This is a genomic window from Citrobacter sp. RHBSTW-00017 (assembly GCF_013797615.1).
GTDB lineage: Bacteria > Pseudomonadota > Gammaproteobacteria > Enterobacterales > Enterobacteriaceae > Citrobacter > Citrobacter braakii.
The window spans coordinates 2,287,200-2,313,588 of record NZ_CP056899.1 but is presented as its reverse complement, the minus strand read 5'-3'; the positions used below and the strand labels follow the sequence as shown (position 1 = coordinate 2,313,588).

The 26,389-nt window shown below is 52.4% G+C and carries 25 protein-coding genes; 12 read left to right on the top strand and 13 right to left on the bottom strand.

Annotation, left to right across the window (positions count from 1 at the left end; all coding sequences use genetic code 11):
• Positions 1-4: 4 nt before the first annotated feature.
• Positions 5-1,390, bottom strand: a complete 1,386-nt coding sequence (locus HV037_RS11205; RefSeq protein WP_181500339.1) for a YchO/YchP family invasin — start codon at positions 1,388-1,390, stop codon at positions 5-7.
• A 175-nt stretch (positions 1,391-1,565) separates the two neighbouring features.
• On the opposite strand from HV037_RS11205, the gene HV037_RS11200 reads away from it, so the two are divergent.
• Both HV037_RS11200 and HV037_RS11195 read left to right on the top strand, forming a co-directional pair.
• Positions 1,566-1,919 (top strand): DsrE/DsrF/TusD sulfur relay family protein, encoded by a 354-nt coding sequence (locus HV037_RS11200; RefSeq protein ID WP_047415412.1) that lies wholly within the window; start codon positions 1,566-1,568, stop codon positions 1,917-1,919.
• Between the two features lie 262 nt (positions 1,920-2,181).
• Entirely contained in the window at positions 2,182-2,427 is a 246-nt protein-coding gene (locus tag HV037_RS11195; RefSeq protein ID WP_003833405.1) for a DUF1883 domain-containing protein, read from the top strand.
• A gap of 54 nt (positions 2,428-2,481) precedes the next feature.
• On the opposite strand, the gene HV037_RS11190 is transcribed toward HV037_RS11195, so the two are convergent.
• The gene (locus tag HV037_RS11190; protein ID WP_016156738.1) at positions 2,482-3,177 is read right to left on the bottom strand and encodes a gamma-glutamylcyclotransferase; all 696 of its coding nucleotides are present in this window, start codon (positions 3,175-3,177) and stop codon (positions 2,482-2,484) included.
• A gap of 196 nt (positions 3,178-3,373) precedes the next feature.
• Positions 3,374-3,604, bottom strand: coding sequence for a putative cation transport regulator ChaB (chaB, locus tag HV037_RS11185; RefSeq protein WP_016153288.1), 231 nt, complete (start codon positions 3,602-3,604; stop codon positions 3,374-3,376).
• A 275-nt stretch (positions 3,605-3,879) separates the two neighbouring features.
• Between chaB and chaA the strand changes: the two genes are divergently transcribed.
• The gene (gene chaA / locus HV037_RS11180) at positions 3,880-4,980 is read left to right on the top strand and encodes a sodium-potassium/proton antiporter ChaA (RefSeq protein WP_016153289.1); all 1,101 of its coding nucleotides are present in this window, start codon (positions 3,880-3,882) and stop codon (positions 4,978-4,980) included.
• A gap of 152 nt (positions 4,981-5,132) precedes the next feature.
• Here chaA and kdsA read toward each other — a convergent pair whose 3' ends face one another.
• Genes kdsA through hemA form a run of 6 tightly spaced genes read right to left on the bottom strand, consistent with a single transcriptional unit; the run spans position 5,133 to position 10,437 of the window.
• Positions 5,133-5,987 (bottom strand): 3-deoxy-8-phosphooctulonate synthase, encoded by an 855-nt coding sequence (gene kdsA / locus HV037_RS11175; protein ID WP_003020772.1) that lies wholly within the window; start codon positions 5,985-5,987, stop codon positions 5,133-5,135.
• A gap of 35 nt (positions 5,988-6,022) precedes the next feature.
• Positions 6,023-6,832, bottom strand: coding sequence for an invasion regulator SirB1 (gene sirB1, locus HV037_RS11170; protein ID WP_003020775.1), 810 nt, complete (start codon positions 6,830-6,832; stop codon positions 6,023-6,025).
• A 2-nt stretch (positions 6,833-6,834) separates the two neighbouring features.
• The gene (sirB2, locus tag HV037_RS11165; RefSeq protein WP_016153291.1) at positions 6,835-7,227 is read right to left on the bottom strand and encodes an invasion regulator SirB2; all 393 of its coding nucleotides are present in this window, start codon (positions 7,225-7,227) and stop codon (positions 6,835-6,837) included.
• The gene (gene prmC / locus HV037_RS11160; protein ID WP_137367333.1) at positions 7,224-8,057 is read right to left on the bottom strand and encodes a peptide chain release factor N(5)-glutamine methyltransferase; all 834 of its coding nucleotides are present in this window, start codon (positions 8,055-8,057) and stop codon (positions 7,224-7,226) included. The genes sirB2 and prmC overlap by 4 nt, the downstream gene beginning before the upstream one ends.
• Positions 8,057-9,139, bottom strand: a complete 1,083-nt coding sequence (gene prfA, locus HV037_RS11155) for a peptide chain release factor 1 (protein ID WP_016153293.1) — start codon at positions 9,137-9,139, stop codon at positions 8,057-8,059. The genes prmC and prfA overlap by 1 nt, the downstream gene beginning before the upstream one ends.
• A 41-nt stretch (positions 9,140-9,180) precedes the next feature.
• Positions 9,181-10,437, bottom strand: a complete 1,257-nt coding sequence (gene hemA, locus HV037_RS11150; RefSeq protein ID WP_016153294.1) for a glutamyl-tRNA reductase — start codon at positions 10,435-10,437, stop codon at positions 9,181-9,183.
• 211 nt (positions 10,438-10,648) lie between these two features.
• Between hemA and lolB the strand changes: the two genes are divergently transcribed.
• From lolB to dauA, 4 genes are all read left to right on the top strand, one after another.
• Positions 10,649-11,272, top strand: coding sequence for a lipoprotein insertase outer membrane protein LolB (gene lolB, locus HV037_RS11145; protein WP_047358971.1), 624 nt, complete (start codon positions 10,649-10,651; stop codon positions 11,270-11,272).
• On the top strand, positions 11,269-12,120 hold the full coding sequence (gene ispE, locus HV037_RS11140; protein WP_016156742.1) for a 4-(cytidine 5'-diphospho)-2-C-methyl-D-erythritol kinase: 852 nt from the start codon (positions 11,269-11,271) through the stop codon (positions 12,118-12,120). Before lolB ends, ispE begins: the two co-directional genes overlap by 4 nt.
• Positions 12,121-12,337: 217 nt before the next feature.
• On the top strand, positions 12,338-13,285 hold the full coding sequence (gene prs / locus HV037_RS11135) for a ribose-phosphate diphosphokinase (protein WP_001518537.1): 948 nt from the start codon (positions 12,338-12,340) through the stop codon (positions 13,283-13,285).
• 151 nt (positions 13,286-13,436) lie between these two features.
• Positions 13,437-15,092, top strand: coding sequence for a C4-dicarboxylic acid transporter DauA (dauA, locus tag HV037_RS11130; RefSeq protein ID WP_016153297.1), 1,656 nt, complete (start codon positions 13,437-13,439; stop codon positions 15,090-15,092).
• 97 nt (positions 15,093-15,189) lie between these two features.
• Here the strand turns inward: dauA and HV037_RS11125 are convergent, their stop codons facing one another.
• Positions 15,190-16,653 (bottom strand): aspartate aminotransferase family protein, encoded by a 1,464-nt coding sequence (locus tag HV037_RS11125; protein WP_016156743.1) that lies wholly within the window; start codon positions 16,651-16,653, stop codon positions 15,190-15,192.
• A 15-nt stretch (positions 16,654-16,668) separates the two neighbouring features.
• The gene (locus HV037_RS11120) at positions 16,669-18,054 is read right to left on the bottom strand and encodes a diaminobutyrate--2-oxoglutarate transaminase (protein ID WP_181500337.1); all 1,386 of its coding nucleotides are present in this window, start codon (positions 18,052-18,054) and stop codon (positions 16,669-16,671) included.
• A gap of 611 nt (positions 18,055-18,665) precedes the next feature.
• Here HV037_RS11120 and lysC point away from each other — a divergent pair.
• Entirely contained in the window at positions 18,666-20,027 is a 1,362-nt protein-coding gene (gene lysC, locus HV037_RS11115) for a lysine-sensitive aspartokinase 3 (RefSeq protein ID WP_104652216.1), read from the top strand.
• 124 nt (positions 20,028-20,151) lie between these two features.
• Here lysC and ychH read toward each other — a convergent pair whose 3' ends face one another.
• Complete coding sequence (gene ychH / locus HV037_RS11110) at positions 20,152-20,433, bottom strand: stress-induced protein YchH (RefSeq protein WP_016153301.1); 282 nt, start codon at positions 20,431-20,433, stop codon at positions 20,152-20,154.
• A 274-nt stretch (positions 20,434-20,707) separates the two neighbouring features.
• Between ychH and pth the strand changes: the two genes are divergently transcribed.
• Both pth and ychF read left to right on the top strand, forming a co-directional pair.
• Positions 20,708-21,292: an aminoacyl-tRNA hydrolase gene (gene pth, locus HV037_RS11105; RefSeq protein ID WP_181500336.1), complete on the top strand. Its 585-nt coding sequence runs from the start codon at positions 20,708-20,710 to the stop codon at positions 21,290-21,292.
• 115 nt (positions 21,293-21,407) lie between these two features.
• Positions 21,408-22,502, top strand: a complete 1,095-nt coding sequence (gene ychF, locus HV037_RS11100) for a redox-regulated ATPase YchF (RefSeq protein WP_016153303.1) — start codon at positions 21,408-21,410, stop codon at positions 22,500-22,502.
• A gap of 390 nt (positions 22,503-22,892) precedes the next feature.
• Here ychF and HV037_RS11095 read toward each other — a convergent pair whose 3' ends face one another.
• On the bottom strand, positions 22,893-23,942 hold the full coding sequence (locus HV037_RS11095) for an alpha/beta hydrolase (protein WP_137352337.1): 1,050 nt from the start codon (positions 23,940-23,942) through the stop codon (positions 22,893-22,895).
• Positions 23,943-24,160: 218 nt separating this feature from the next.
• Here HV037_RS11095 and HV037_RS11090 point away from each other — a divergent pair, with 218 nt between their 5' ends.
• Entirely contained in the window at positions 24,161-24,841 is a 681-nt protein-coding gene (locus tag HV037_RS11090; protein ID WP_141875255.1) for a heavy metal response regulator transcription factor, read from the top strand.
• Between the two features lie 15 nt (positions 24,842-24,856).
• A complete protein-coding gene (locus HV037_RS11085) occupies positions 24,857-26,326 on the top strand; it encodes a heavy metal sensor histidine kinase (RefSeq protein WP_181500335.1) in 1,470 nt (489 codons plus the stop codon).
• Positions 26,327-26,389: the final 63 nt, after the last annotated feature.

Genomic DNA, 26,389 nt, shown 5'->3' with positions numbered 1-26,389 from the left:
ATTGTTAACGAGGATCATTTTCCGAAACGGTAGTAAACGGTTCGGTCAGTGATAGCGTGATCTCATTGGAAGAGACACGCTGGCCCTGCTCATCTTCTACCACCACAGACAACCGCCAGCGGTTCGTCGCACCTTCTCTGCTGTCCCACTTCGGCATAATAATCGTCCAGCCCTGCGCGCTTCGGTTATTGCTGCCAGCCGTTAAGCTCAACGCCTGAGTATCGCCCTGCCACGTCAGGTGGCGGATCCCATGCAAACTACGCACCTGCAGCTTCAGCGCCACCGTCTCTCCCGGTTTGAGATCCCAGGCTGGCGTGGCCAAAAATACCGACAGCGTTTTACGCTGGCGATACTCCAGCGTCGGCAAATTGTTACGCTGCGGATCGTCATAACGACTGCCGCGCAGTGAACGGCTGTTCGCCACCTCACTGACCATCAACTGTTTTTTTAACGGCACGCCAAAACGGTAACTAAGCGTTAAGCCGAGGTTATTCTGGCTGATGCCGCTTTCCCCCTGCTTATGCTGCGCTGTCACCGTGATTAGCGGCACCGGTGTATAGCTCAGCCCGAGGTTCACCGCCACCGGATTGTGATACCCGGTTCCCGAATGAAATAGATCCACCCGGTCGCCAAAATACTGTTCCACGCTGACGCTGGTATTGAGGTGTTGATAGAACGGCATCCGCATTTGCGCAGTCAGATCGTAGCCGCGGGCCATCCGTTGTTGCTGGGTTGCAAAACGATCCTGCCAGGAAGACAACGGTTGATAATAGTTAGCGGATAAGCGCAAATATTCGCCCCATGCCTCCGCGCCGAGGCCTCCGCGGGGCAGATTTTCATCCAGTAAGTTGTCATAAAAGGTGTTGTAACCCAGTAACCAACCGTCGCGTACCCAACGTTGCCCAATCCCCGCATTACTGACTAAGCCGTCGTCCTGTTGCGTCACTCCTAGCTGGCTCCAGGTAAGATAACGTTGGTTGTCCTGCCACGGCACAAACCAGCTTCCCCGACTCCCGGTAAAACTGCCTTCGTTATCAACCTGCAACGCGATACTGGCATTTCCCCAGGGAGAGAGCCAGGACTCCAGTTGCTGATTCACCTGTTCGCTGACCGTATCACGCACCTGGCCAAACGCGAACTGCTTCGCCTGTTCACCGGTATCAAGCCCGTTATCAGTCATGCTGGCTTCACCAAACGCTTTGACCATTTCGGCAAAATGCTTTTCGCCTGCCCGCGACTCCGGGGCCATGCCAAGATCGGGCAAGCCATCACTATTGTTATCGAAAGGGTTTTCAGCCTGGTGCACAAAGGACGACTGCGCGTTAGCAGTACCGCCTGCCAGCGGCAAGAGTGCGAATACAGCAAGAGAAGAACAGATAATACGGCTCAAATCGTTAGTGGTTTCTTACATCAATTAGCCACAGTGGCATACTTATCTTAAACCATAACGTTTTCAGCGTTGATTTTCAGCCCCTCCCCCTTTTTTCGGCATTATCCTGGCATTGAGAAATAGGTGTAACATACGTGTCGGTTATTAACGCTTACATGCAGTAACAGGAGTAAAAATGCAAAAGATAGTGATCGTCGCAAACGGAGCGGCTTATGGAAGCGAATCGTTATTTAACAGCCTGCGTCTGGCTATCGCCCTGCGCGAACAAGAAGCCGCTCTCGACCTGCGTCTGTTTTTAATGTCTGATGCCGTAACCGCAGGATTACGTGGTCAGAAACCCGCGGAAGGCTACAATATTCAGCAAATGCTGGAGATCCTGACAGCGCAAAATGTTCCGGTAAAACTATGCAAAACCTGCACCGATGGTCGTGGGGTCACGGCGCTGCCGTTAATTGACGGAGTGGCCGTCGGCACGCTGGTAGAACTGGCTCAATGGACGCTGGCTGCAGATAAAGTGTTGACCTTCTGATATACCGTTTTCAGGCAAGCGCACTGAAAGTGTCGATAATTTCCGGATTTAATATTTGATGGGCGCGGTTTCGTTGAACGTTAGCACGCCCGTTCAACCCTTTTGAGGTGTTTTGTCACTTTTGTTTAATCGTTATGCCATTTTTTGATCAAAATCAGCATCCTGTTGCTCCCCCTTTGGTGTTATGCAATGAGTGAAATGTGAACAACATCACGCAGCACTTTCGACAGAAAGTACGTTGTTTTCAAGAACGGGGTGAAAAATGGCATTAGTGAAGGCAAGTTTAAAGTTATTTGGTGGCGATACGGTGGTTGTGCGCTGTTCCGAGCGCTGTCACATCCATCTGATGAGCGAAAAAAATCACGTCAAAGACACGCAGTCCGACATCTTAAGCGTGCAGGATCGTGATAACGCATGGTTGACCGTGCCCTATACCGGCGTCTGGAACGTGCTGATCGACAGCCACAGTCAGTCGCTTGAGCATTCGATAAGTTATATTGCAGCCTAAGCGTGACATGCCCGAAAAGCGCCTGGCTTTCGGGCATACAATTCCACGCCGGGTTCAGGCAAACCCTGGCCGCATAACGCCTTCTGGCAGGTTCTCTCCCAACAATCGTTTGACCGTGATCACCAGATCATTAAGACAATCATCCTGCATCCCCAGCTTGACCAGCTCTTGTTCCAGCGAGAACAGATACTGGGCATTGGTGCCTAAAGGTCCGCTGGCCGCGGCGATAAGCGGCGCGATCACCTGCGCGCGCGTGTCTGACTCAAACAGCGGATGGCGCGGATCCATAATAAACACCAGCGCGTTCACCGTACGGCCGTCATCAAGCGCCAGCTGGCACCAGGTCGGCAGATAGCATCCGGTGATCATTTCTCGCTTCCACAACAGAGAAAGCTCTTGTTCCAGCGACGCGTCCGGCAAGCGGTAGGCCACACCGGTGGTACGTCCGCCCTCTTTCAGGGCCAGCATGCGGCCTGGCTGACACGCCGTTCCTCGCCCCGCCGTCAGGCGCAGACAAAATGCACGGTGCCAGCCGACTAATGTGCCGGTACAGGACTCTTCAAACTCTAAGGCCGGGTTCCACATCAACGATCCATAACCGAAGATCCACACCGGTCCATCATCTGGTCGACAAGCGAGCGTGGCGGCCAGTGAGGCTGCACGTTGTTCCGCTGACCAGAGTAGTGATTCTTCAATAGCACCAAATGCCGTCTTACAGTCGGCATTCAATAAAAAATCACGCGTTAACACCTTACACCTCCGCCACTGCTGCTTCCCTGCGACAACTTTTTTGACGCCTTCCGGGCTTTTTTACTGCTCATTTTGAAACCAATAGCTGGACAATAGGCAATTCACCGCTCGCTTGCAAGCCAGTAACCGCGCGGCGTAGCACGATTCGCTAACGCCTGATGCAAGCGAGTTTATAAAGGCATTATAATTGATACTGTTACGTCTTTTTATGCCATTTACCATCATCACCTTTTTGGTAATCATTTTTAACCGCGGCCCACGCCACCTTATGTGCCGTCTCTTCTCGGGTGGCATCGTCACGGCGGTCAGATTTGTCTTTATACTGTTCCCAGGCGCTGTTGAAAGCTTCTTTATAAATGTCCTGAGCATGGGCTGGCAGAACGTGCTGCACGCTGTCAGGCAGATCGCTTTTAGATTTATAGGGCATTGTGAACTCCTCTTTTTAGGCTAAACCTTAAGTGTGGTTAACAATGCGGCGAGACGCCAATAATGGACATTTTTAGAAATTTTCTTTACCTAACCTTCTGTTAATTAAACAGTCTATAAACAAGAAATTGGTTTTTGGCCGCTTTGAGAGGGAAAACAGGTGATGTAGTAAAATTTCGTAAAATGTCACCTACAAAACCACGTTTTCTGTTATTTTTTACATTCTTTAATACTTTTTATAATTATAAATACCTGCAGAGATGGAGAATTAATGCAATGACACAAGCACATGAGGCGGTAAAAACCCGCCACAAGGAGACCTCTCTCGTCTTCCCGATTTTGGCGCTGGTAGTCCTGTTCTTCTGGGGGAGCAGTCAGTCACTACCAGTGGTCATCGGTATTAATGCGCTGGCCCTTATTGGTATATTAAGCAGCGCATTCAGCGTTGTCCGTCATGCGGACGTATTAGCGCATCGACTTGGCGAACCCTACGGGTCGCTGATCCTCAGTTTGTCCGTTGTTATTCTTGAAGTCAGCTTAATCTCCGCATTAATGGCAACCGGCGATGCCGCACCTACGCTCATGCGCGATACGCTGTATTCAATCATTATGATCGTAACCGGGGGGCTGGTCGGTTTTTCATTACTATTAGGTGGCCGTAAATTTGCCACTCAGTATATGAACCTATTTGGTATTAAGCAGTATTTAATCGCCCTGTTCCCACTGGCCATTATTGTACTGGTATTCCCGATGGCGTTGCCGGGGGCAAATTTCACTACCGCGCAGGCGCTGTTGGTGGCGTTAATTTCTGCGGCGATGTACGGCGTATTTTTGCTGATCCAAACTAAAACGCACCAAAGTCTGTTCATTTACGAGCATGAAGACGAGGGTGACGACGATGACCCGCATCACGGTAAGCCGTCAGCGCACAGCAATCTGTGGCACGCCGCCTGGCTTATCATTCATCTGATCGCTGTTATTGCCGTGACCAAGATGAACGCCAGCCCGCTTGAGACCTTGCTGACTGAACTGAATGCGCCAGTCGCATTTACGGGTTTCCTGGTCGCGTTACTGATCCTCTCGCCTGAAGGACTGGGCGCACTGAAAGCGGTTCTGAGCAATCAGGTACAGCGGGCAATGAATTTATTCTTCGGTTCGGTGTTAGCCACAATTTCGCTGACCGTACCGGTGGTGACGCTGATTGCATGGGCAACCGGGAATGATTTGATGTTTGCGCTGGGAGCGCCAGAGATGATTGTGATGGTTTCATCACTGGTTCTGTGTCAGATCTCTTTCTCCACCGGCCGTACCAATGTGCTTAACGGTGCAGCGCATCTGGCACTGTTTATCGCCTATCTGATGACAATATTTGCCTGATTATTATTTTAGACGTACCGCACGGTCCTCTTCAGGGCCGTTTTCTTTTCTGCCGATATAACACAATCGATGGCGCGTCTGGTGCCTGACGGCGACCTTGACACCCTTTTCAAATAGCAGGCCGGAGGGAAATTCCGGCCTGTCACACTCTCTTAGTTCTCGGTATCCAGCTCGTCGAAGCTTTTCACCAGGTCATCAATCGCTTTAATCTGCGTCAGGAACTGTTCCAGCTTCGCCAGCGGCAACGCGGATGGGCCATCGCATTTCGCATTGGCTGGATCCGGATGCGCTTCAATAAACAGACCTGCCAGACCAACCGCCATACCGGCACGCGCCAGTTCGGTAACCTGCGCACGACGACCGCCGCTTGCTGCGCCAAACGGATCGCGGCACTGCAGCGCATGGGTAACGTCAAAAATCACCGGTGAGTTGCCGGAGACTTTCTTCATCACGCTGAAGCCCAGCATGTCCACAACCAGATTGTCATAACCAAAGTTCGCACCACGGTCACACAGAATAACCTTATCGTTGCCGCCTTCATGGAATTTATCCACGATATTGCCCATCTGGCCCGGGCTTACAAACTGCGGTTTCTTCACGTTGATAACGGCACCGGTTTTCGCCATTGCTTCCACCAGATCGGTCTGACGAGCGAGGAATGCCGGAAGCTGAATCACATCCACCACATCAGCAACAGGCTGTGCCTGGCTGGCTTCGTGAACGTCGGTGATCACTTTTACGCCAAAAGTCTGCTTCAGTTCCTGGAAGATTTTCATCCCTTCTTCAAGGCCCGGTCCACGGTAAGAGTGGATGGAAGAACGGTTGGCTTTATCAAAGGAGGCTTTGAACACGTAAGGGATACCCAGCTTTTGAGTAACGGTTACGTAGTGCTCACAAATGCGCATCGCCAGATCGCGGGATTCCAGCACGTTCATTCCGCCAAACAGCACGAACGGCAGGTCATTTGCCACGTTGATGTCGCCAATGCTAACCACTTTTTGTTTCATAGGATCGCCTTAAACGGTAGGTAAAGTGTCATTAATCAATGCAATACAATTTGTTTGTGCGAAATAGTATTAATCTGCGCACGAATCATTTCGCTGATCGGGTCTTCCGGACACTGTTCAACGAAATAACTTAAATCTGTCAGCGCAACATGTTCGCACTCGAGTTGCGCGTATATTAAACCACGATCGCGAATTTCATACGGATCTTCAGGATTAAACTGCAATAGTGCTTCACTGGCACGCAGCGCCAGCTCCATTTGCCGCTCTTCCATCAGTGATGATTTCAGCGTGTCGAGCAGTTTGCGGATCACTTCCGCGTTATCCGCCTCATCCAGGTCTTCGTTAAACAGCTCCGCGACCGGGCTGATATTCCCCTTCAACCACACTTCCAGCGTGTGCTCATTTAACGTTTCGCCATTGAATGGATTGATTAGCCACATTTCGCCATCGAGCGACTCAATACGAAGGATCAGTTGCGTCGGGAAAATCACCGGTACCAGCGGCAGCTCCAGTCTGTTGGCAATCCACAATAAGATCGCCCCCAGCGACACGGCGCTGCCCTGCCGATTTTTCAGTACCTGGTCAAGCCAGAGTGCATCAGAAAGACGATAGACGCCGTGGGTATCCGTAAATCCCCATTCGCCGTAAAAAAGTGCCAGCAGTTTTTCCAGTTGCTCATCCTGAGACAGGAGCTGGCTAATTTCTTCTTGCGCCAGACTGACCAGACGTTCCAGTTCGTCGTAGACAGTTTGTGTTGGAAAATCCAGACGGATAGACTCCGACGCCAGGATCATCCCATCACACAATGGCGCTTTATTAAATTCGAAATCAGCTAACGACCTCATGCTTACCCCAGTAACGGTATTTTTGTGGTGGCGAGTTTAATGATGATGTACAGCACCACCAGCGCCAGCGGAAATGCGACTAATCGCGCCTGCTGACTGCGCGCCCGACGATAATCGAGCGCAATAAAACCCAAAACGATGTAAATGATAACCCCAAACAGCTTTTCAGTCAGCCATGTCCCGTGCTCAGTGAATGGCAGGATGTGCGCTTTAACCATTAGCGCCACGCCGCTGAGTAATAAAACGGTATCCACAACCGGTGGCACAATGCGCGTCCAGCGTGCGCAGGCAAGACGCGAGTCGGTGTAACGCCACCAAAAACGCAGCGTCAGCAAACCAACGGAAAGCGCAATACTGATGAGATGAATGTTGAGTAACACACTGAAGGTACTCATGTTGGGATGCGTCCAAGCGTAATTCGCTCATTGCCGCCATAATCACGGCAGGTTTCAACCGCCTGGTAACCCGTACGAGTAAAGACGTCCCGGACGGCCTGCCCCTGCTGCCAGCCATGTTCCAGCAACAGATAGCCGCCAGGCGTTAACACGCGCTGAGACTGGTCAATGATATGCACAATATCCGCCAGTCCCCGATCGCCCGCCACCAGTGCCGACAGAGGTTCAAAGCGTACATCGCCTTGCGCCAGGTGCGGATCCTGTTCGTCGATATACGGCGGATTGCTGACAATCATGTCAAACTGTTGTCCCTGCAAAGCGCTGAACCAGTTGCTTTGCAGCACGCAAACATTGTCGATGCCCAGATGCTGTTTGTTGCGAGCGGCCAGCGCAACAGCATCCGGCATGCGGTCAACCGCCGTTACCGCGCAATCCGGACGCTCGGTTGCCAGTGCCAGCGCAATGGCGCCCGTACCGGTTCCCAAATCGAGAATGCGGCACGCTGACGCCGGCAGGCGAGCCAGCGCCTGTTCCACCAGACACTCAGTATCCGGACGAGGGATAAGCGTAGCCGGAGACACAAACAGCGGCAGCGACCAGAACTCCCGCACGCCGGTTAAATGCGCCACCGGCTCACCCCGCTGACGGCGCTCCAGTAATGTGTCGAGCTGTTGACGCTGCGCCTCGGTTAATACCGTTTCACCGAAAGCCAAAATAAAGGTGCGTCCCTTACCGGTAACAAACTCGAGCAAAATCTCGGCGTCACGGCGCGGGCTTTCACTTGCCTGTAATTGGCTTATCGCTTCACGCAGCCAGTGCTGATAATCCATTAATCCTGCTCGGACAACGCCGCCAGTTGGTCGGCCTGGTATTCCTGGACAATTGGCTCAATGAGCATATCCAGTTTGCCTTCCATCGCTTCATCTAGACGGTAGAGCGTCAGGTTAATGCGGTGATCGGTCACGCGACCCTGCGGGAAGTTATAGGTACGGTTGCGATCGCTGCGATCGCCACTGCCCAACAGATTGCGACGCTCAGAGGCTTCGGCCTGTTGACGTCTTGCCACTTCGGCGGCACGAATTCGCGCCCCCAGCACCGACATCGCTTTCGCTTTGTTTTTATGCTGCGAACGTTCGTCCTGGCATTCCACTACGATACCGGTCGGCAAGTGGGTAATACGGATTGCGGAGTCGGTGGTGTTAACGTGCTGACCCCCTGCGCCTGATGAGCGGAAGGTATCAATACGCAGATCGGCCGGGTTGATGTCCGGCAGTTCGGCATCTGGTAGTTCCGGCATGACCGCGACCGTACAGGCCGAGGTGTGAATACGGCCCTGTGACTCCGTCGCAGGTACGCGTTGCACACGATGCCCACCGGACTCAAATTTCAGTCGACCGTACACGCCTTCGCCGCTAATTTTAGCAATGACTTCTTTAAACCCGCCATGTTCGCCTTCGCTGGCGCTCATGATCTCTACCCGCCAGCGACGCGATTCAGCGTAACGGCTGTACATGCGGAACAGATCGCCGGCAAACAGCGCGGCCTCATCACCACCGGTTCCCGCACGCACTTCGAGGAAGGCGTTACGTTCGTCATCAGGATCTTTAGGCAACAGCAGAACCTGCAGATGTTGCTCCAACTGCTCGCATTTATCTTTTGCTTCACGCAGTTCATCCTGCGCCATTTCACGCATTTCAGGATCGTCGAGCATCATCTGAGCCGTCTCGATATCTTCCTGAACCTGTTGCCAGTCCGTAAAACAGCGAGATACATCGCTTAATTGCGCATATTCGCGCGACAGTGCACGAAAGCGTTCCTGGTCTGCGATAGTACCCGCATCCCCGAGCAGCGCCTGAACTTCTTCATGGCGTTCATGCAGGGCTTCCAGTTTGGCAACGATAGAAGGCTTCATAGGCGTAAATGCACCCTGTAAAAAATAAGATTGGTGTGCTGCTACTCCAGCCCGAGGCTGTCGCGCAGAATATTCAGGCGTTCACTATCCCCGTCACGGGCGGCCTGTTGAAGTGATTTGGTTGGTGCATGGATCAAGCGGTTGGTCAGTTTCCAGGCCAGATCCTGCATAATGGCTTGCGCATCACCACCCTGTTGAAGAGCAGCCAACGCTTTGGCAGTCAGTTCATCACGGATCTGTTCTGACTGACTGCGATACTCGCGGATAGTTTCACTTGCGCCCTGAGCGCGTAGCCAGGCCATAAATTCGCTGGTTTCCTGCGCCACAATGGTTTCGGCTTCCACGGCCGCCGCTTTGCGCTGGGCCAGGTTATGCGAAATGATGCTTTGCAGGTCGTCAACGCTGTACAGATAGGCGTTGGACAACTTACCCACTTCCGGCTCGACATCGCGCGGTACGGCGATATCCACCAGCAGCATAGGTTGATTACGGCGATTCTTAAGCGCGCGCTCCACCATTCCTTTGCCGATAATCGGCAGCGGGCTGGCGGTAGAACTGATAATAATATCGGCATCCTGTAAACGCGCGTCGATATCACTCAGCGAAATCACTTCGGCGCCGACTTCATCCGCCAGCACTTGCGCCCGCTCGCGGGTACGGTTGGCGATGATCATCTTCTTCACTTGATGCTCACGCAGGTGTCGCGCCACCAGCTCAATGGTTTCGCCTGCTCCCACTAACAGCACGGTCACCGTGGAGAGCGATTCAAATATCTGCCGCGCCAGCGTACAGGCGGCAAAAGCTACGGACACGGCGCTGGCACCGATGTCTGTTTCTGTACGTACACGTTTAGCGACAGAGAATGATTTCTGGAACATGCGCTCCAGCGCACTGGCGTTCAGGTGACCTTTTTGCGAATCCGCAAAAGCTTTTTTCACCTGCCCCAGAATCTGCGGTTCACCAAGCACCAGCGAATCCAGACCGCTGGCAACACGCATCAAATGACTGACGGCGTCGTTGTCCTGGTGCCAGTACAGGCTATTGCGCAAGTCTTCTTCATTAAGATTATGGTAATCGCACAGCCAGCGAACCAGCGCTTCTTGCAGGTTATCCTGCTCTTCAACGCTGAGATACAGTTCCGTACGGTTACACGTCGACAGCACCACCCCGCCCTGCACCATTGGCTGCGCAAGCAGGCTGTCCAGCGCCTGATCGAGCGTATCCGGCGAAAACGTTACGCGTTCTCGCAGCGATACAGGTGCCGTTTTATGGTTAATACCAAGCGCTAAAAGGGTCATGTGTGCGGGAATAGTACCAGCGTTGATAAGGTTAGACTGGGTGCATCATACAGGATGCGTGCGGTCAATAAAAGAGACTGCCCCCTTTTGGAGTAATAGCTTAGTGCACAAATTTGAGCGATTTAAGATAACTTGAACGTAGACGATGTATGATGGCGGCGCTAGCATTAAGAGTTATAACTGCAACGTATCTCAAGGATTTGTCATCATTATGACCCTGCCTGATTTTCGCCTGATTCGCCTGCTGCCGTTGGCGGCCCTGGCTCTTACCGCCTGTACGCTCAACGCGCCGAAAGGTCCCGGCAAAAGCCCTGACTCTCCACAGTGGCGCCAGCACCAGCAGGAAGTACGTGCCCTGAACCAATATCAGACGCGCGGTGCATTTGCGTATATTTCCGATCAACAGAAAGTCTATGCCCGCTTTTTCTGGCAACAAACCGGACAAGATCGCTACCGTCTCCTGCTGACCAATCCCCTGGGCAGCACTGAACTGGAACTCAATGCCCAGCCGGGCAATGTCGAACTTGTCGATAACAAAGGCAAGCACTACACCGCTGACGACGCCGAAGAGATGATTGGTAAGTTGACCGGCATGCCTATTCCATTGAACAGCCTGCGCCAGTGGATCCTTGGCCTGCCGGGAGACGCCAGCGATTACAAACTCGACGACCAGTATCGTCTGAGTGAAGTGAACTACAGCAAAGACGGTAAAAACTGGAAAGTGGTCTATAGCGCCTACGACAGCAAAATTAAGCCTGCGATGCCGGCAAACATGGAACTGTCCGACGGCGATCAGCGTATTAAGCTGAAAATGGATAACTGGATTGTGAAATGATGACCCACTGGCCCTCTCCGGCAAAACTGAATCTGTTTTTATACATCACCGGGCAGCGTGCGGACGGTTATCACACTTTGCAAACGCTATTCCAGTTTCTTGATTATGGCGACACGATAGGTATTGTGCTGCGTGGCGACGGCGAAATCCGCCTGTTAACGCCGGTGGAAGGCGTTGCACATGAAGACAATCTCATTGTCCGTGCGGCGCGCTTGCTGATGAAGGCGGCGTCTGAAAGCGATCGCCTTCCCAAAGGGAGCGGCGCCGACATCAGTATCGAAAAACGCCTGCCGATGGGCGGCGGTCTTGGCGGAGGTTCGTCTAATGCGGCTACCGTCCTGGTGGCGCTGAATCACCTTTGGCAGTGCGGACTTTCGGTTGATGAACTGGCAGGACTCGGCTTAACGCTGGGGGCGGACGTTCCCGTATTCGTGCGCGGCCATGCGGCCTTTGCTGAAGGCGTAGGTGAAATTCTGACCCCGGTCGAGCCAGAGGAAAAATGGTATCTGGTCGCCCACCCGGGAGTCAGTATTCCGACGCCGGTGATTTTTAAAGATCCCGACCTCCCGCGCAACACGCCAAAAAGGTCAATAAAAACGTTACTAAAATGTGAATTCAGCAATGATTGCGAGGTTATCGCAAGAAAACGTTTTCGCGAGGTTGATGCGGCGCTTTCCTGGCTGTTAGAATACGCGCCGTCGCGCCTGACTGGTACAGGGGCTTGTGTCTTTGCTGAATTTGACACTGAGTCTCGTGCTCGCCAGGTGCTTGAGCAAGCCCCGGAATGGCTCAAAGGCTTTGTGGCGAAAGGTGTCAACCTCTCCCCATTGCACAGAGCGTTACTCTAAATCGTTCGGGTTTCAGGAAGATGGCGAAATATGCCAGCACACATGAAACGTGAAAGATGACGAGTAAGCCGGGCAAGCTGAGTTGCGGTGACAACGTCACCCTGTTCCAGACGTTGCATCGCGCTCTTTAATACACCGCATGGAGAGGATACTGCCTGGCCCGCACAGTTTTCGGCAGATTCTTTCCACCAATGGACGCATGCCTGAGGTTCTTCTCGTGCCTGATATGAAGCTTTTTGCTGGTAACGCCACCCCGGAACTAGCACAACGTATTGCCAACCGCCTGTACACTTCACTCGGCGACGCCGCTGTAGGTCGCTTTAGCGACGGCGAAGTCAGCGTACAAATTAATGAAAATGTACGCGGTGGTGATATTTTCATCATCCAGTCCACTTGTGCCCCTACTAACGACAACCTGATGGAATTGGTCGTTATGGTTGATGCGCTGCGCCGTGCTTCCGCAGGCCGTATCACCGCCGTTATTCCTTACTTCGGCTATGCACGTCAGGATCGTCGCGTACGTTCCGCTCGTGTACCGATTACTGCTAAAGTCGTCGCTGATTTCCTGTCCAGCGTTGGCGTTGACCGCGTCCTCACCGTTGACCTGCATGCTGAACAGATCCAGGGCTTCTTTGACGTACCGGTTGATAACGTATTCGGTAGCCCGATCCTGTTAGAAGACATGCTGCAGCTGAATCTGGACAACCCGATTGTGGTTTCTCCGGACATCGGTGGCGTCGTGCGTGCCCGCGCTATCGCTAAACTGCTGAACGATACCGACATGGCTATCATCGACAAACGACGCCCGCGCGCGAACGTTTCTCAGGTGATGCACATTATTGGTGACGTTGCAGGTCGTGACTGCGTGTTGGTTGATGATATGATCGATACCGGCGGTACGCTGTGTAAAGCAGCAGAAGCACTGAAAGAACGTGGTGCAAAACGCGTATTTGCTTACGCTACCCACCCAATCTTCTCAGGTAATGCGGCAAACAACCTGCGCAATTCAGTGATTGATGAAGTCGTTGTCTGTGACACTATTCCACTGACTGACGAAATCAAAGCACTGCCAAACGTGCGTACATTGACCCTGTCGGGTATGCTGGCCGAAGCGATTCGTCGTATCAGCAACGAAGAATCCATCTCTGCTATGTTCGAGCATTAATCGAGCCCGGCTCAAAAACCCGCTGCGGCGGGTTTTTTTATCTGCAACATCTATTTGTATGACTTATGCCTCCTTCACCTGCCATTTAGTTGACAGATGATGCGCTCATGGATGAAACATTATTGTGAACAGATTATTTTCCTCACATGTGATGCCTTTCCGCGCCCTCATCGACGCTTGTTGGAAAGAAAAATATACCGCTTCTCGCTTTACCCGCGACTTGATCGCCGGAATAACCGTTGGGATCATTGCCATTCCGCTGGCGATGGCCCTGGCAATAGGCAGTGGCGTGGCGCCGCAGTACGGCTTGTATACCTCAGCCGTGGCTGGGATTGTTATCGCCCTTACCGGTGGCTCACGTTTTAGCGTATCTGGACCAACTGCCGCTTTCGTGGTGATTCTGTATCCGGTTTCGCAACAGTTTGGGCTGGCAGGCCTGCTGGTCGCAACGCTAATGTCCGGGATATTCCTGATCCTTTTCGGCCTCGCCCGTTTTGGTCGCCTGATCGAATATATCCCGGTATCCGTTACGTTAGGTTTTACATCGGGTATTGGTATCACCATCGGTACCATGCAGATTAAAGATTTTCTCGGTCTGCAAATGGCCCATGTCCCGGAGCACTACCTGCAAAAGGTCGGCGCGCTGTTTATGGCCCTGCCAACCCTCAACGTTGGCGATGCCGCAATTGGCGTGGTGACGCTGGGGATCCTGATTTTCTGGCCGCGTCTGGGGATCCGACTGCCGGGCCACCTTCCTGCGCTGCTGGCAGGCTGTGCGGTAATGGGGATTGTGAACCTGACCGGCGGCCATGTCGCCACCATCGGTTCTCAGTTCCACTACATTCTGGCTGACGGCTCGCAGGGTAACGGCATCCCGCAGTTGCTGCCGCAACTGGTATTACCGTGGGACATGCCGGAGTCAAACTTTACCCTGAGCTGGAGTTCGTTACAGGCGCTGTTACCGGCCGCCTTCTCCATGGCGATGCTCGGGGCGATTGAATCTCTACTGTGCGCCGTCGTGCTCGATGGGATGACCGGCACCAAGCATAAAGCCAACAGTGAGCTGATTGGCCAGGGCCTGGGTAACATCGTGGCACCGTTCTTCGGTGGTATCACCGCCACGGCGGCAATTGCCCGTTCTGCGGCAAACGTCCGCGCCGGGGCGACCTCACCAATTTCAGCGGTCATCCACGCGATTCTGGTGATCCTTGCCCTGCTGGTGCTTGCGCCGCTGCTTTCCTGGTTACCGCTTTCCGCCATGGCCGCCCTGCTGCTGATGGTGGCATGGAACATGAGTGAAGCGCATAAAGTGGTGGATCTGCTGCGTCATGCGCCAAAAGACGACATCATTGTCATGCTTATGTGTATGTCGCTGACGGTGCTATTCGACATGGTGATCGCCATCAGCGTCGGTATCGTTCTCGCCTCCCTGCTGTTTATGCGTCGTATCGCGCGCATGACGCGTCTGGCGCCGGTCAACGTAGATGTACCTGACGATGTGCTGGTGCTGCGCGTTATTGGCCCACTTTTCTTTGCCGCTGCGGAGGGATTATTTACCGATCTCGAATCGCGTATTGCAGGTAAACGTATTGTGGTCTTAAAGTGGGACGCGGTCCCGGTACTGGATGCCGGTGGTCTGGACGCTTTCCAGCGGTTTGTAAAACGCCTCCCGGAAGGGTGTGAACTGCGGATCAGTAATCTGGAATTCCAGCCGTTACGTACAATGGCGCGCGCGGGCATTCAGCCGATTGCCGGACGCCTGACGTTCTTCCCGAATAAAGACGCCGCGCTGGCAGATATCAGCTGACGTGTAGCCCGGCCAGGCGAAGCGCCGCCGGGCTACAAATGACAGGCAAAAAAATGGCTCCCGTGTGTGGGAGCCATTTTTATAATCAGCTTATTGCTTACGCGTTCAGCAGTTGCTCAGCTGTCGCTTTCACGCTTGCCAGCAGGACTTTGACATCCTCCAGACACACCGTTGGGTTCAGCAGCGTCAGCTTCAGGCAGGTTACGCCATCTGCTTCGGTCACGCCAACGTTGGCGCTACCAGAAGCCAGCAGAACGTCGCCAATACGCTGGTTCAACAGCGCAACGAACGCCATGTCGTCACTGTGCGGACGGAAACGGAACAGCACGCTTGCCAGCTGCGGCTCCATCACCAGTTCCAGGTGTGGCTGAGTTTTCACAAACGCAGCCACATCACGCGCCAGCGTTACGCCGTTATCAATGATTTCGGCATACTGCTTTTTGCCCAGCGCTTCGAGACCCATCCACAGCTTCAGCGCGTCAAAACGGCGCGTGGTCTGCAGCGATTTCGACACCAGATTCGGTACGCCCGCCTCTTCATCAAAATCAGAGTTCAGGTACGCCGCCTGGTAACGCATCAGCTCGTAATGACGCGCGTCTTTCAGCAGGAACGCGCCGCAGCTGATGGTCTGGAAGAACTGTTTGTGGAAGTCCAGCGTCACGGAATCCGCCAGTTCAAGGCCGTTCAGGAAGTGACGATACTGCTCAGAAAGCAGTAACGCCCCGCCCCATGCTGCATCCACATGCATCCAGATCTGGTGTTCTGCCGCCAGCGCCGCAATGTCCGCTAACGGGTCGATCGCACCCGCATCGGTAGTACCCGCAGTGGCGACAATCGCCATCACCTGTTCGCCGTTGGCTTTCGCCTGGGCCAGCTTGTCTTTCAGGTCAGCCAGATCCATGCGTGAGAACGCATCAGTCTTCACCTGGGTGACGGAACGGTAACCCAGCCCCATCAGCGCCATGTTCTTCTGCACAGAGAAGTGCGCGCTTTCAGAGCAAAATACTTTGATTTTGCTCAGGTCGCCGGTCAGACCATTCTGCTGAATGGAATGCCCCTGGCGGGCAAAGAAGGCGTCGCGTGCCAGCATCAGGCCCATCAGGTTGCTCTGGGTGCCACCGCTGGTGAACACGCCCGCGTCGCCTGCCGCATAGCCCACCTGCTCACGCAACCATTCGATCAGTTTGATCTCAATGATGGTCGCCGACGGGCTCTGATCCCAGGAGTCCATACTCTGGTTGGTGGCGTTGATCAGCACTTCTGCCGCCTGGCTAATCACCAGGCTCGGGCAGTGCAGGTGCGCCACGCACTGCGCATGGTGAACCAACAAGCTGTCTTTCAGAAAGTATTCAACCGCACGCTCAATAGCGGCCTGGTTGCCCAGGCCCTGAGACGTAAAATTCAGGTTGATACGTTCGCGCAGTTGCTCAACGGTTTTGCCCTGATACATCTCAGGTTGCTTCAACCATTCAACGACCGCTTGCGTACTCTGCTCGATAGCGTCCTGGTAGGCAGCGATGCTTTGTGCCGAGCCGGACAGAATCGGATTTACGTCTGACATTCGATCCAACTCCGTTTAAACCGGCTTCACGCCAGCGCCCAGCAGGGCATTTTCGAATTTATCGAGGAAAATCTCCAGCTCTGCGTTGGTGATCAACAGAGACGGCAGCAGACGCAGTACGCAACCGTTACGGCCGCCACGCTCCAGAATCAGGCCGTTTTCGAAACATTTTTTCTGCAGCAGCGCGGAAAGCTCGCCATCGGCCGGGTAGCAGCCCATGTGATCCTGCGCTTCGTTCGGCTTAACGATTTCCAGACCAATCATCAGGCCCAGACCACGTACCTGGCCGATAACCGGGTAACGTTTCTGCAGGTCAGTCAGTTTGCCTTTCAGCCACTCGCCCTGCGCAGCAACTTTATCGGCAATCTTGTCGTCTTTGAGGATTTTCAGCGTTGTCAGACCGGTCGCCATCGCCAGTTGGTTGCCGCGGAAGGTGCCAGTGTGATGGCCCGGAGCCCACGCATCGAACTGCTTTTTAATGCCCAGTACCGCCAGTGGCAGACCGCCGCCAACCGCTTTGGACATCACGATGATATCCGGCTCAATACCGGCGTGTTCGAAAGCGAACAGTTTACCCGTGCGCGCGAAGCCAGCCTGAACTTCATCGATAATCAGCAGAATGCCGTGTTCCTGGGTCACTTTACGAATACGCTGCAGCCACTCGATCGGAGCCGGGTTTACCCCGCCTTCGCCCTGCACCGCTTCGAGGATCACGGCAGCCGGTTTACGCACGCCGCTCTCAACGTCGTTGATCAGGTTTTCGAAGTAGTAGGTCAATGCTTTGACGCCAGCGTCGCCGCCGATACCCAGCGGGCAACGGTACTGATGCGGATACGGCATAAACTGCACTTCCGCCATCATGTTGCTGACGGCTTCTTTCGGCGACAGGTTGCCGGTCACGGACAGCGCGCCGTGGGTCATCCCGTGGTAGCCACCGGAGAAGCTGATGATGCTGGAACGGCCGGTAACTTTCTTCGCCAGCTTCAGCGCCGCTTCAACGGCATCGGCACCGGACGGCCCGGTGAACTGCAGGCAATACTCTTTGCCCTGGCCCGGTAATAAAGAAAGTAAATACGATGAGAATTCATCTTTTAACGGTGTGGTAAAGTCAAGCGTATGTAACGGTAAGCCGCTTGTGATGACACTTTGAATGCTCTGCAGCACTTCAGGATGATTATGACCAAGCGCCAGGGTTCCGGCACCTGCCAGGCAATCAAGATATTGATTATTTTCTACGTCAGTAATCCAGACGCCCTGCGCTTTAGCAATCGCTAATGGCAGTTTACGTGGATAGCTGCGGACATTAGATTCAAACTCAGCCTGTCTTGCTAAAAAGGTATCATTGCTCTGTGGTAATGAATTAGCACTTAAAGTATCAATACGGACTTTATCCGTCATCATATCACTCCTACAACCAGGTGTAGATTAACGCCTGATTGAATAAATGGTTATAAGGGTTACCTGTAAAAAAGCGCGGCTAATATATGTTGTTTTAGCCCTGGACTCAATCATTTATTTTTCAACACATTTAGCGGGTGTTTTTTCTTTATAATTCAAAGTGTAACAGCCACCCTTCATTACGAAACCCTAAAGAAATATATCTATTTAATTAACAATTACCGTAGCCAATTGCAACGCATACGATGTTATAAAAACCATGTAATTTTCATGTTTTTATTATTTTTTTACACGTTTTTACCATTAATAATGTACGCGTTTTCTTGTTACGACATAATTTTTCACTTATTTGTCGATAAATCGAATAAAAAAGTCGATCCCTAAATATAAATCACTTAGTATGGCGCGCTTATTTGCAGGCTATGTAAATAAAATTAATGCGCAGCACCCGGTAACGCGTACAGGCGACACGCGTTTTCGACAACAGGAATTCCCTGGGTTGTCAGCAGAAATGTTCGCGGGCGGACATTTCGTAAGGCGAACACCGTTTCCCCTTATGCCGAGAATGAAAATTTTCTAGCCATACTTTTATGGCGCCCTGATATGAGATTGTTATGACTCGCATTTATCCACCATCCGTCGTTGCCAAATTTGGCGGCACCAGCGTCGCTGATTTTGATGCGATGAACCGAAGCGCCAGCATTGTCCTTGCTGATCAAGATGTCCGTTTAGTCGTGCTGTCTGCTTCAGCAGGCGTTACAAACTTACTGGTCGAGCTTTCTGAAGGTCTGGAAACGCATCAACAATTAGATAAGCTTGAGACCTTACGCGCCATCCAATACAACATTATTTCCCGCCTGAAGCAGCCGTCCGTTATCAGCACGGAAATCGATAATCTTCTCAACAACATCCGCCATCTTGCACAAACGGCGACCGTTTCACCGTCTGATGCGCTAAGCGATGAATTGGTCAGTCACGGCGAGCTGATGTCCTCTTTACTGTTTACTGAAGTCTTACGTGAACGGCATGCCGAGGCCGGGTGGTTTGACGTCCGCAGCGTGATGCGTACCAACTCGAGTTTCGGCTGCGCCGAACCCGAACTCAGTACCCTGCACCACCTGGTGGAGACTCACCTGCGCCCTCGTCTTGAGCAAGCGATTATGGTGACCCAGGGGTTTATCGGCCGGGATGCCGCAGGGCATACCACTACGCTGGGACGCGGTGGTAGTGATTACACGGCGACGCTTCTCGGTGAGGCGCTTCACGCCGCACGCGTGGACATCTGGACCGATGTCGCAGGGATCTACACCACCGATCCGCGCATTGCGCCGCGGGCCAAACGGATTGACCACATCTCATTTTCCGAGGCCAGCGATATGGCCGCCTTCGGTGCGAAGGTCCTCCACCCGGCTACGCTGCTTCCGGCAATGCGTAAAAGCATTCCGGTTTTTGTTGGCTCAAGTAAGGATACGGCTGCCGGTGGTACGCTGGTGCATAACACCACCGACAACCCACCTCGCTATCGTGCGCTTGCCGTGCGCCGTAAACAGACGCTGTTGCGATTACATAGTCTGGAGACACAACCGTCCGGTTCTTTCCTGGCGCAGTCCTTCGCCATTTTAGCTCGCCACGCGGTCACGGTGGATTTGGTTACAACCTCAGAGAACAGTATTGCGCTGGCGCTGGACGCGACTCACGCTACCTCAGGTGAAGATCATATACTGACCAGCGCATTGTTTACCGCATTATCCTCCCACTGTCGTGTGGAAGTGGAAACCGGATTGGCATTGGTGACTTTGGTGGGGAATCGGCTGACTCAGGCGGCGGGAGTTTGCAAAGACGTTTTTGCCTGGCTTGAAGGGCATACGGTGCGAATGATTTGCCACGGCGCGTCAAATGACAACCTGTGTTTCCTGTTGCCCGCTGAAGACGCGGATAGCGCGGTTAAAACGTTACATTATCGGTTATTCGAATAACGTTTCTTATATTCCGTAGCGAATATAAAAGTGCGTTCTATGCAAGGATAATGAACAAGCAGAGTCCTGGTTTTTCAACCAGGACTTTGTATTCAAACCGCAGCCCTCTCTGCCGGGAAACGATTTAGTTATGACGATGAGTGGTATCACCGCGACGACAGCGTTTGTCATAATGGCGTACCCACCAGTAACGGTCACTGATTTGCTCGTGCCCGCCCACTCTGGCTCCCGCCAACCACAGAACACCACCTACAAAAATACTGAGCACGGCACCATGTGCGAAAAACTGTGGCAGATTAAATTGCGGCAATTGGTTTAAAATAGAGTAACCAACCCCCCCCACCATCACCACCAACCCTAAAGCCATGAGCACGTTACCGAGTAACGAAGCGTTTTTGCGTTTCATGTGTCACCTCCGGAACTTTGGGTTGCTACAGGGAATACCCCTAATCCTTATGTGTAAAGTATAGACAACACTGCCGTTCGCAAGTGCGGGAGCGATCACAATTACAAACACTCGCGCAACAAAACTTTACAAATAAGCTACTGAACACACTCAATTTCTAATAGTCCATTTGTGCAATTATTCAGCTTTTGGCGATTAGAACGCAGTTTTTTGTCAAGAGCAGCGTCAGACAGTAAACTACACGTCGTTTATGGAAACACTCAGGACAAAACACGTGACGATTAAATTGATTGTCGGCCTGGCGAACCCCGGCGCAGAGTATGCGGCAACGCGACACAACGCAGGCGCATGGTATGTCGATTTACTGGCAGAGAGATTACGCGCGCCCCTGCGTGAAGAGCCGAAATTCTTCGGCTACACCTCCAGAGTAACGCTTGAAGGGGAAGATGTCCGTTTGCTGGTACCGACCACATTTATGAATCTCAGCGGCAAGGCAGTGAGTGCGATGGCCAGTTTTTATCGTATCAACCCCGATGAAATTTTGGTCGCGCACGACGAATTAGACCTGCCGCCTGGCGTGGCAAAATTTAAGCTCGGTGGCGGTCATGGCGGACATAATGGCCTGAAAGACATCATCAGCAAGTTGGGCAATAACCCCAACTTTCATCGTTTACGCGTGGGAATTGGTCATCCGGGTGATAAAAACAAAGTTGTCGGATTTGTTTTAGGCAAACCGCCTGTTTCAGAACAGAAGTTAATTGATGAAGCAATTGACGAAGCGGCACGTTGTACCGAGATTTTATTCAAAGATGGCCTGACCAAGGCAACGAGCCGGTTACACACCTTTAAAGCGCAATAAGCAGCGATGTGCGGCATTTTTCTCGCGTGCTGTGTATAATAGGCAGAGTTATTTACTTTTCTACAATCTGTTTTCCATAACAGGTTGAATATCAAAAGATTAAGGTGATTTAAACATGGGATTCAAATGCGGTATCGTCGGTTTGCCAAACGTAGGCAAATCCACCCTGTTCAACGCGCTCACAAAAGCGGGTATTGAAGCGGCAAACTTCCCGTTCTGTACTATCGAGCCGAACACAGGTGTTGTCCCGATGCCCGATCCGCGTCTGGATCAGTTGGCCGAAATCGTCAAACCGCAGCGTATCCTGCCAACAACGATGGAATTCGTCGACATTGCCGGTCTGGTAAAAGGCGCGTCCAAAGGCGAAGGTCTGGGTAACCAGTTCCTGACGAACATCCGTGAAACCGAAGCTATCGGCCACGTGGTTCGCTGCTTTGAAAACGACAACATCATCCACGTTAATAACAAAGTGGATCCGGCTGACGACATTGAGGTTATCAATACCGAACTGGCGCTGTCTGACCTGGATACCTGTGAGCGCGCTATCCATCGCGTACAGAAGAAGGCCAAAGGCGGCGATAAAGACGCTAAAGCGGAACTGGCTGCACTGGAAAAATGCCTGCCACAACTGGAAAACGCTGGCATGCTGCGTGCGTTGAAAACGCTGACCGATGAAGACAAAGCGGCTATCAAATACCTGAGCTTCCTGACGCTGAAGCCAACAATGTATATCGCCAACGTCAATGAAGACGGTTTTGAAAACAACCCATACCTCGATAAAGTGCGTGAAATCGCCGCAGCTGAGGGCTCCGTGGTTGTTGCAGTTTGCGCTGCCGTTGAAGCTGACATCGCAGAACTCGATGATGCTGACCGTGAAGAATTCATGGCAGAAATGGGTCTGGAAGAGCCAGGTCTGAACCGCGTAATCCGCGCTGGTTACGAACTGCTGAACCTGCAGACCTACTTCACCGCTGGCGTGAAAGAAGTTCGTGCATGGACCATTCCTGTTGGCGCAACGGCTCCGCAGGCCGCGGGTAAAATTCATACTGACTTCGAGAAAGGCTTTATCCGCGCACAAACCATCGCGTTTGAAGATTTCATCACCTATAAAGGTGAACAAGGCGCGAAAGAAGCCGGTAAGATGCGTGCAGAAGGTAAAGATTACATCGTTAAAGATGGCGATGTGATGAACTTCCTGTTCAACGTCTAAACAAAACTTCTCGTCTCATGAGGTTTCATCAAATCTCATGAATATTGAAAAAGTCTACAAAATCCACGCAATTGCGTGGATTTTTTCATTTCATAGAGTGTAAATCCATCTCGTAACAAGACAGTACAAACAAGAGCTCGTTATGCTCACCGGAATTCAATGCGGTAATGCTAAACCTAAAGTTGGCCTGGACCACGAAGTAAAACCTTACAGGCAAAAAATAATCCTCAGATGTCGCTGCCGTTTTATGAATTTCATTCATAGCGGCTATTTAATGTGCGTAATTATCTTTCCTCCCGACTTCGTTAGTCTTGGTCACATGCGGACACACTCATTATGTCCTGATATGACCAGCCTGAGTGGCTGGCCAAAGGTATCGTCTGATAGGGGTTAAATACTCTTATCGAAGAAGACGTCCAGCTTTTGCAAAGCCTTGTCGACGTACTCAGGAACCCAATACGTCTCGATATGGGTAGCGCCATCGATCAGGAAGAGTTCTTTGTCTTTTGTACCGGTGGCTTTCGCAAACGCATCTTCCGTCATATAGAGCGTATCCGCTTTTGTGCCAGCAATCATCAGCAGCGGTTTATTGATGAGATTGATATGGTCCGTAACGTCAAAACTCATCAAATCTAACAGGCTGCTTGTCGTGTATTTAAACGTAGAGTTCGGGTGCGCGTGAGTTTTCCAGTAGTACTCATAGCCCTGTCGATATAAGGCAAAAGGTAACTTAGCGATCTGTTCATCAGTCAGATTGGCATCACCGGAGTACAGGACTTCGCCTCCGGAAGCTTCCTGAGCACGTGCGTCAGAAGCCTGCTGAAGACGCTGCTGAATAGTATCCAACTGTGAGTCCTGAAAACCGTTGCGGCGCACCAGGCCTGAATTAAACATGCTGATGGTTGCAATCGATTTAAACCGTTGATCCGTTTCGGCCGCAACAAGTGAATAACCGCCACCTCCGCAAACACCCAGCAGACCGAGGCGGGAAGTATCCACTCCCGGATACTGGCTGATGTAGTCAGCCATGCCGTGGATATCCTCGATACGATTAGCGGGTTTATCCACGCTGCGAGGCATCCCACCGCTCGCGCCCTGATAAGCCGCGTCGGCAGTAATCGTGATGTAGCCCTGTTCGGCGAGACGCTGGGCATACAAACCTGCGACCTGCTCTTTTACGCCGCCATTCGGATGTGCAACCACCACGGCAGGGTATTTTTTGGCGGGATCGTAGTTAGCAGGGGTATAGACATTCGCAGCTATCTGAATGCCATGCAGATCGTACTTCACCGGATGAATGTTGACCTTGCCTTTGACGTTCTCAGTGATGGCACCGTCATAGGCCAGGGTGAATGGATTTTTTTTGTAATCAGCCGCATTGACTGAGGTGGCCCCGGTTATTGCCGTGAGCAGTATTGCAGTTAACAGATTGAATTTCATGGTCTCTCCCGATGAGTTTCAGGCTTGCGGATTTAAATGTGCCGACTCAGGTTAGAGAGAGAGGCCTGTCAGCATCGTGACAGGTAAATAACATTTTTGTCAGCAAGCAGGCTGAGATGGCTTCATGTTTCTGACAATGCTGTCAGGTAAGCGTCAGCTTTATGTTGGCAATCAAGAGGCAGAATAACCCGATTGAACAGTTAAGAGGAAATCCCGTTATGCGCCTGTTGCTAGTCGAAGATGAAGAAAAAACGTCAACCTATCTCAACCGTGCGTTGAGTGAATCGGGATTTACGGTAGATGTCTCTGCAGATGGCGCTGAAGGTCTTCATTACGCGCTGGAGCTTGACTACGACGCGATAATCCTTGATGTGATGCTGCCGGGGATGGATGGCTACCGGGTACTCGAGGGGGTGCGGGCCGTCAAACAAACGCCGGTACTGATGCTCTCGGCCCGCGGTTCGGTCGACGAGCGCGTCAAAGGGCTTCGGCTTGGCGCGGATGATTATCTCCCTAAACCCTTTTCGCTGATTGAACTGGTGGCGCGCATTCAGGCTCTGGTGCGTCGCCGCTCCACGGATGGCGCAGACATCACCCAACTGCAAATTCACGATCTGCATCTCGACCTGCTGGCCCGCCGCGTATTTCGCGCCGGAACGCGACTGGAGTTGACCGCAAAAGAGTTTTCCCTGTTAAGTCTTCTGGCCCGGCATCAGGGGGAGATTCTGTCAAAAATGATGATTGCTGAGCAGATATGGGACATGAATTTTGACAGCGATGCCAATGTGGTTGAAGTCGCCATTAAACGTCTGCGAGCCAAAGTGGATGCCCCATTCGACGTCAAACTGTTACATACCGTTCGTGGCATGGGGTATGTCCTCGAAGTCCGGTCGGAATAAATGAAGAGGCTCAGCATGCCTAAACGTTCCATCTCCGTTCACCTGGCGCTGATGTTTGCCTTATCCGCGCTGCTGATTGTGTCCATTATCGGCATCTTGCTCAGAAGCTCCTTACATGACTCTTTGCAAAAGCAGATGCACAACGAACTGTTGTTCCGGGAATCATTAATGAGTCCGTGGATCGCCGCACGAACCTCGGCTGACGGCTGGTCGACGTTGGCTAATAAATTTACTCTGCTAACCAATTCTGAAGGTGAGCGCGTTCGCTACTGGATAGTGAGCGATAACCCGCGCTTTAGCATGGGGGGAATACCACCGGTGAGCGTTCAGTGGTCCTCTTTGCAGGAGGGATTTAATAAAGTGCCCGGCGCATCGGAAGGTGCATGCTCACTGTTCCTGTTAGTGAAAACCATCCCCGCCAACGGTGAAAGGCCTGAGCTGCGCTATGTGGTTGCCATCGACTCTACGCCGTATATGGGCACACTCGATGCGTTCACACGGACGCTGCTGATTATTGCCGCGCTGGGCGTACTGATTGTCGCCTTACTGGGATACGTTGTTTCACGGATTGGCCTGCGTCCGGTGGGCATGCTCAGTCAGCAGGCACAACACCTTGCACCAGGTGACCATGGCCAGCGCCTGAATACCCGCGCGTTGCCCGAAGAACTGCAGCAACTGGCATCATCATTTAACGGCGTGTTAGAGCGTCAGGAAATCGCCTGGCGACAGCTCGAGAGCTTTAATGCCGATGTTGCGCATGAACTTCGTACCCCGCTGACTAACCTGATCGGTCAGACGCAACTCGGGCTATCACGCCGACGTTCACAAGATGAACTGGAAGAGTTATTGGGTTCCAATCTGGAAGAGCTTGAACGCATGACGTCGATAGTTAACGACATGCTGTTCCTGTCTCATGCGCACGCAGGTGAACATGCTTCCCAGCTTACGCAGGTGTCCCTGCGAGAAGAAACCCTGAAAACAGCGGAATATGTTGAACCCTCTTTTGCTGAAAAACAGCTTTCGCTGGAGGTTGAGGGCGACGTCACGGCGCATATCGACAGGCGGCTGTTTCACCGTTCACTGGCTAATTTGCTGGAAAATAGCGCCAGGCATTCCCCTTCCAATAGCACGGTTACGGTGCGCTTAAGCGAAAAAGGCAATCAAGCTTGTGTAGACGTTTCTAACCCTGGCGATCCAATAGCGCCAGAGCACTTACACCGGCTTTTCGAACGGTTCTATCGTGTTGACACCTCCCGAGCCAGGAGTGATACCCATCATGGGCTGGGCCTGTCGATTGTCCGTGCCGTCGCCATTATGCACCGGGGAGATGTCTTTGCCCGTAGCGAGAACGGTATCAATACCTTTGGCCTGACGTTTGCTAAACAGCCTGACGCTATCCGAACCGGGAGACTGATTTCAGAGACAAAATCGGGATCTCCGCGCGCAAAGACTTCTGACAAAATTGTCAGAGAGTCGTCAGTCTGATGTCAGGCTATCTGCGCCAGAATCACTGCTGATACTCACCACGGCTGATTGAAGGAATGAAAC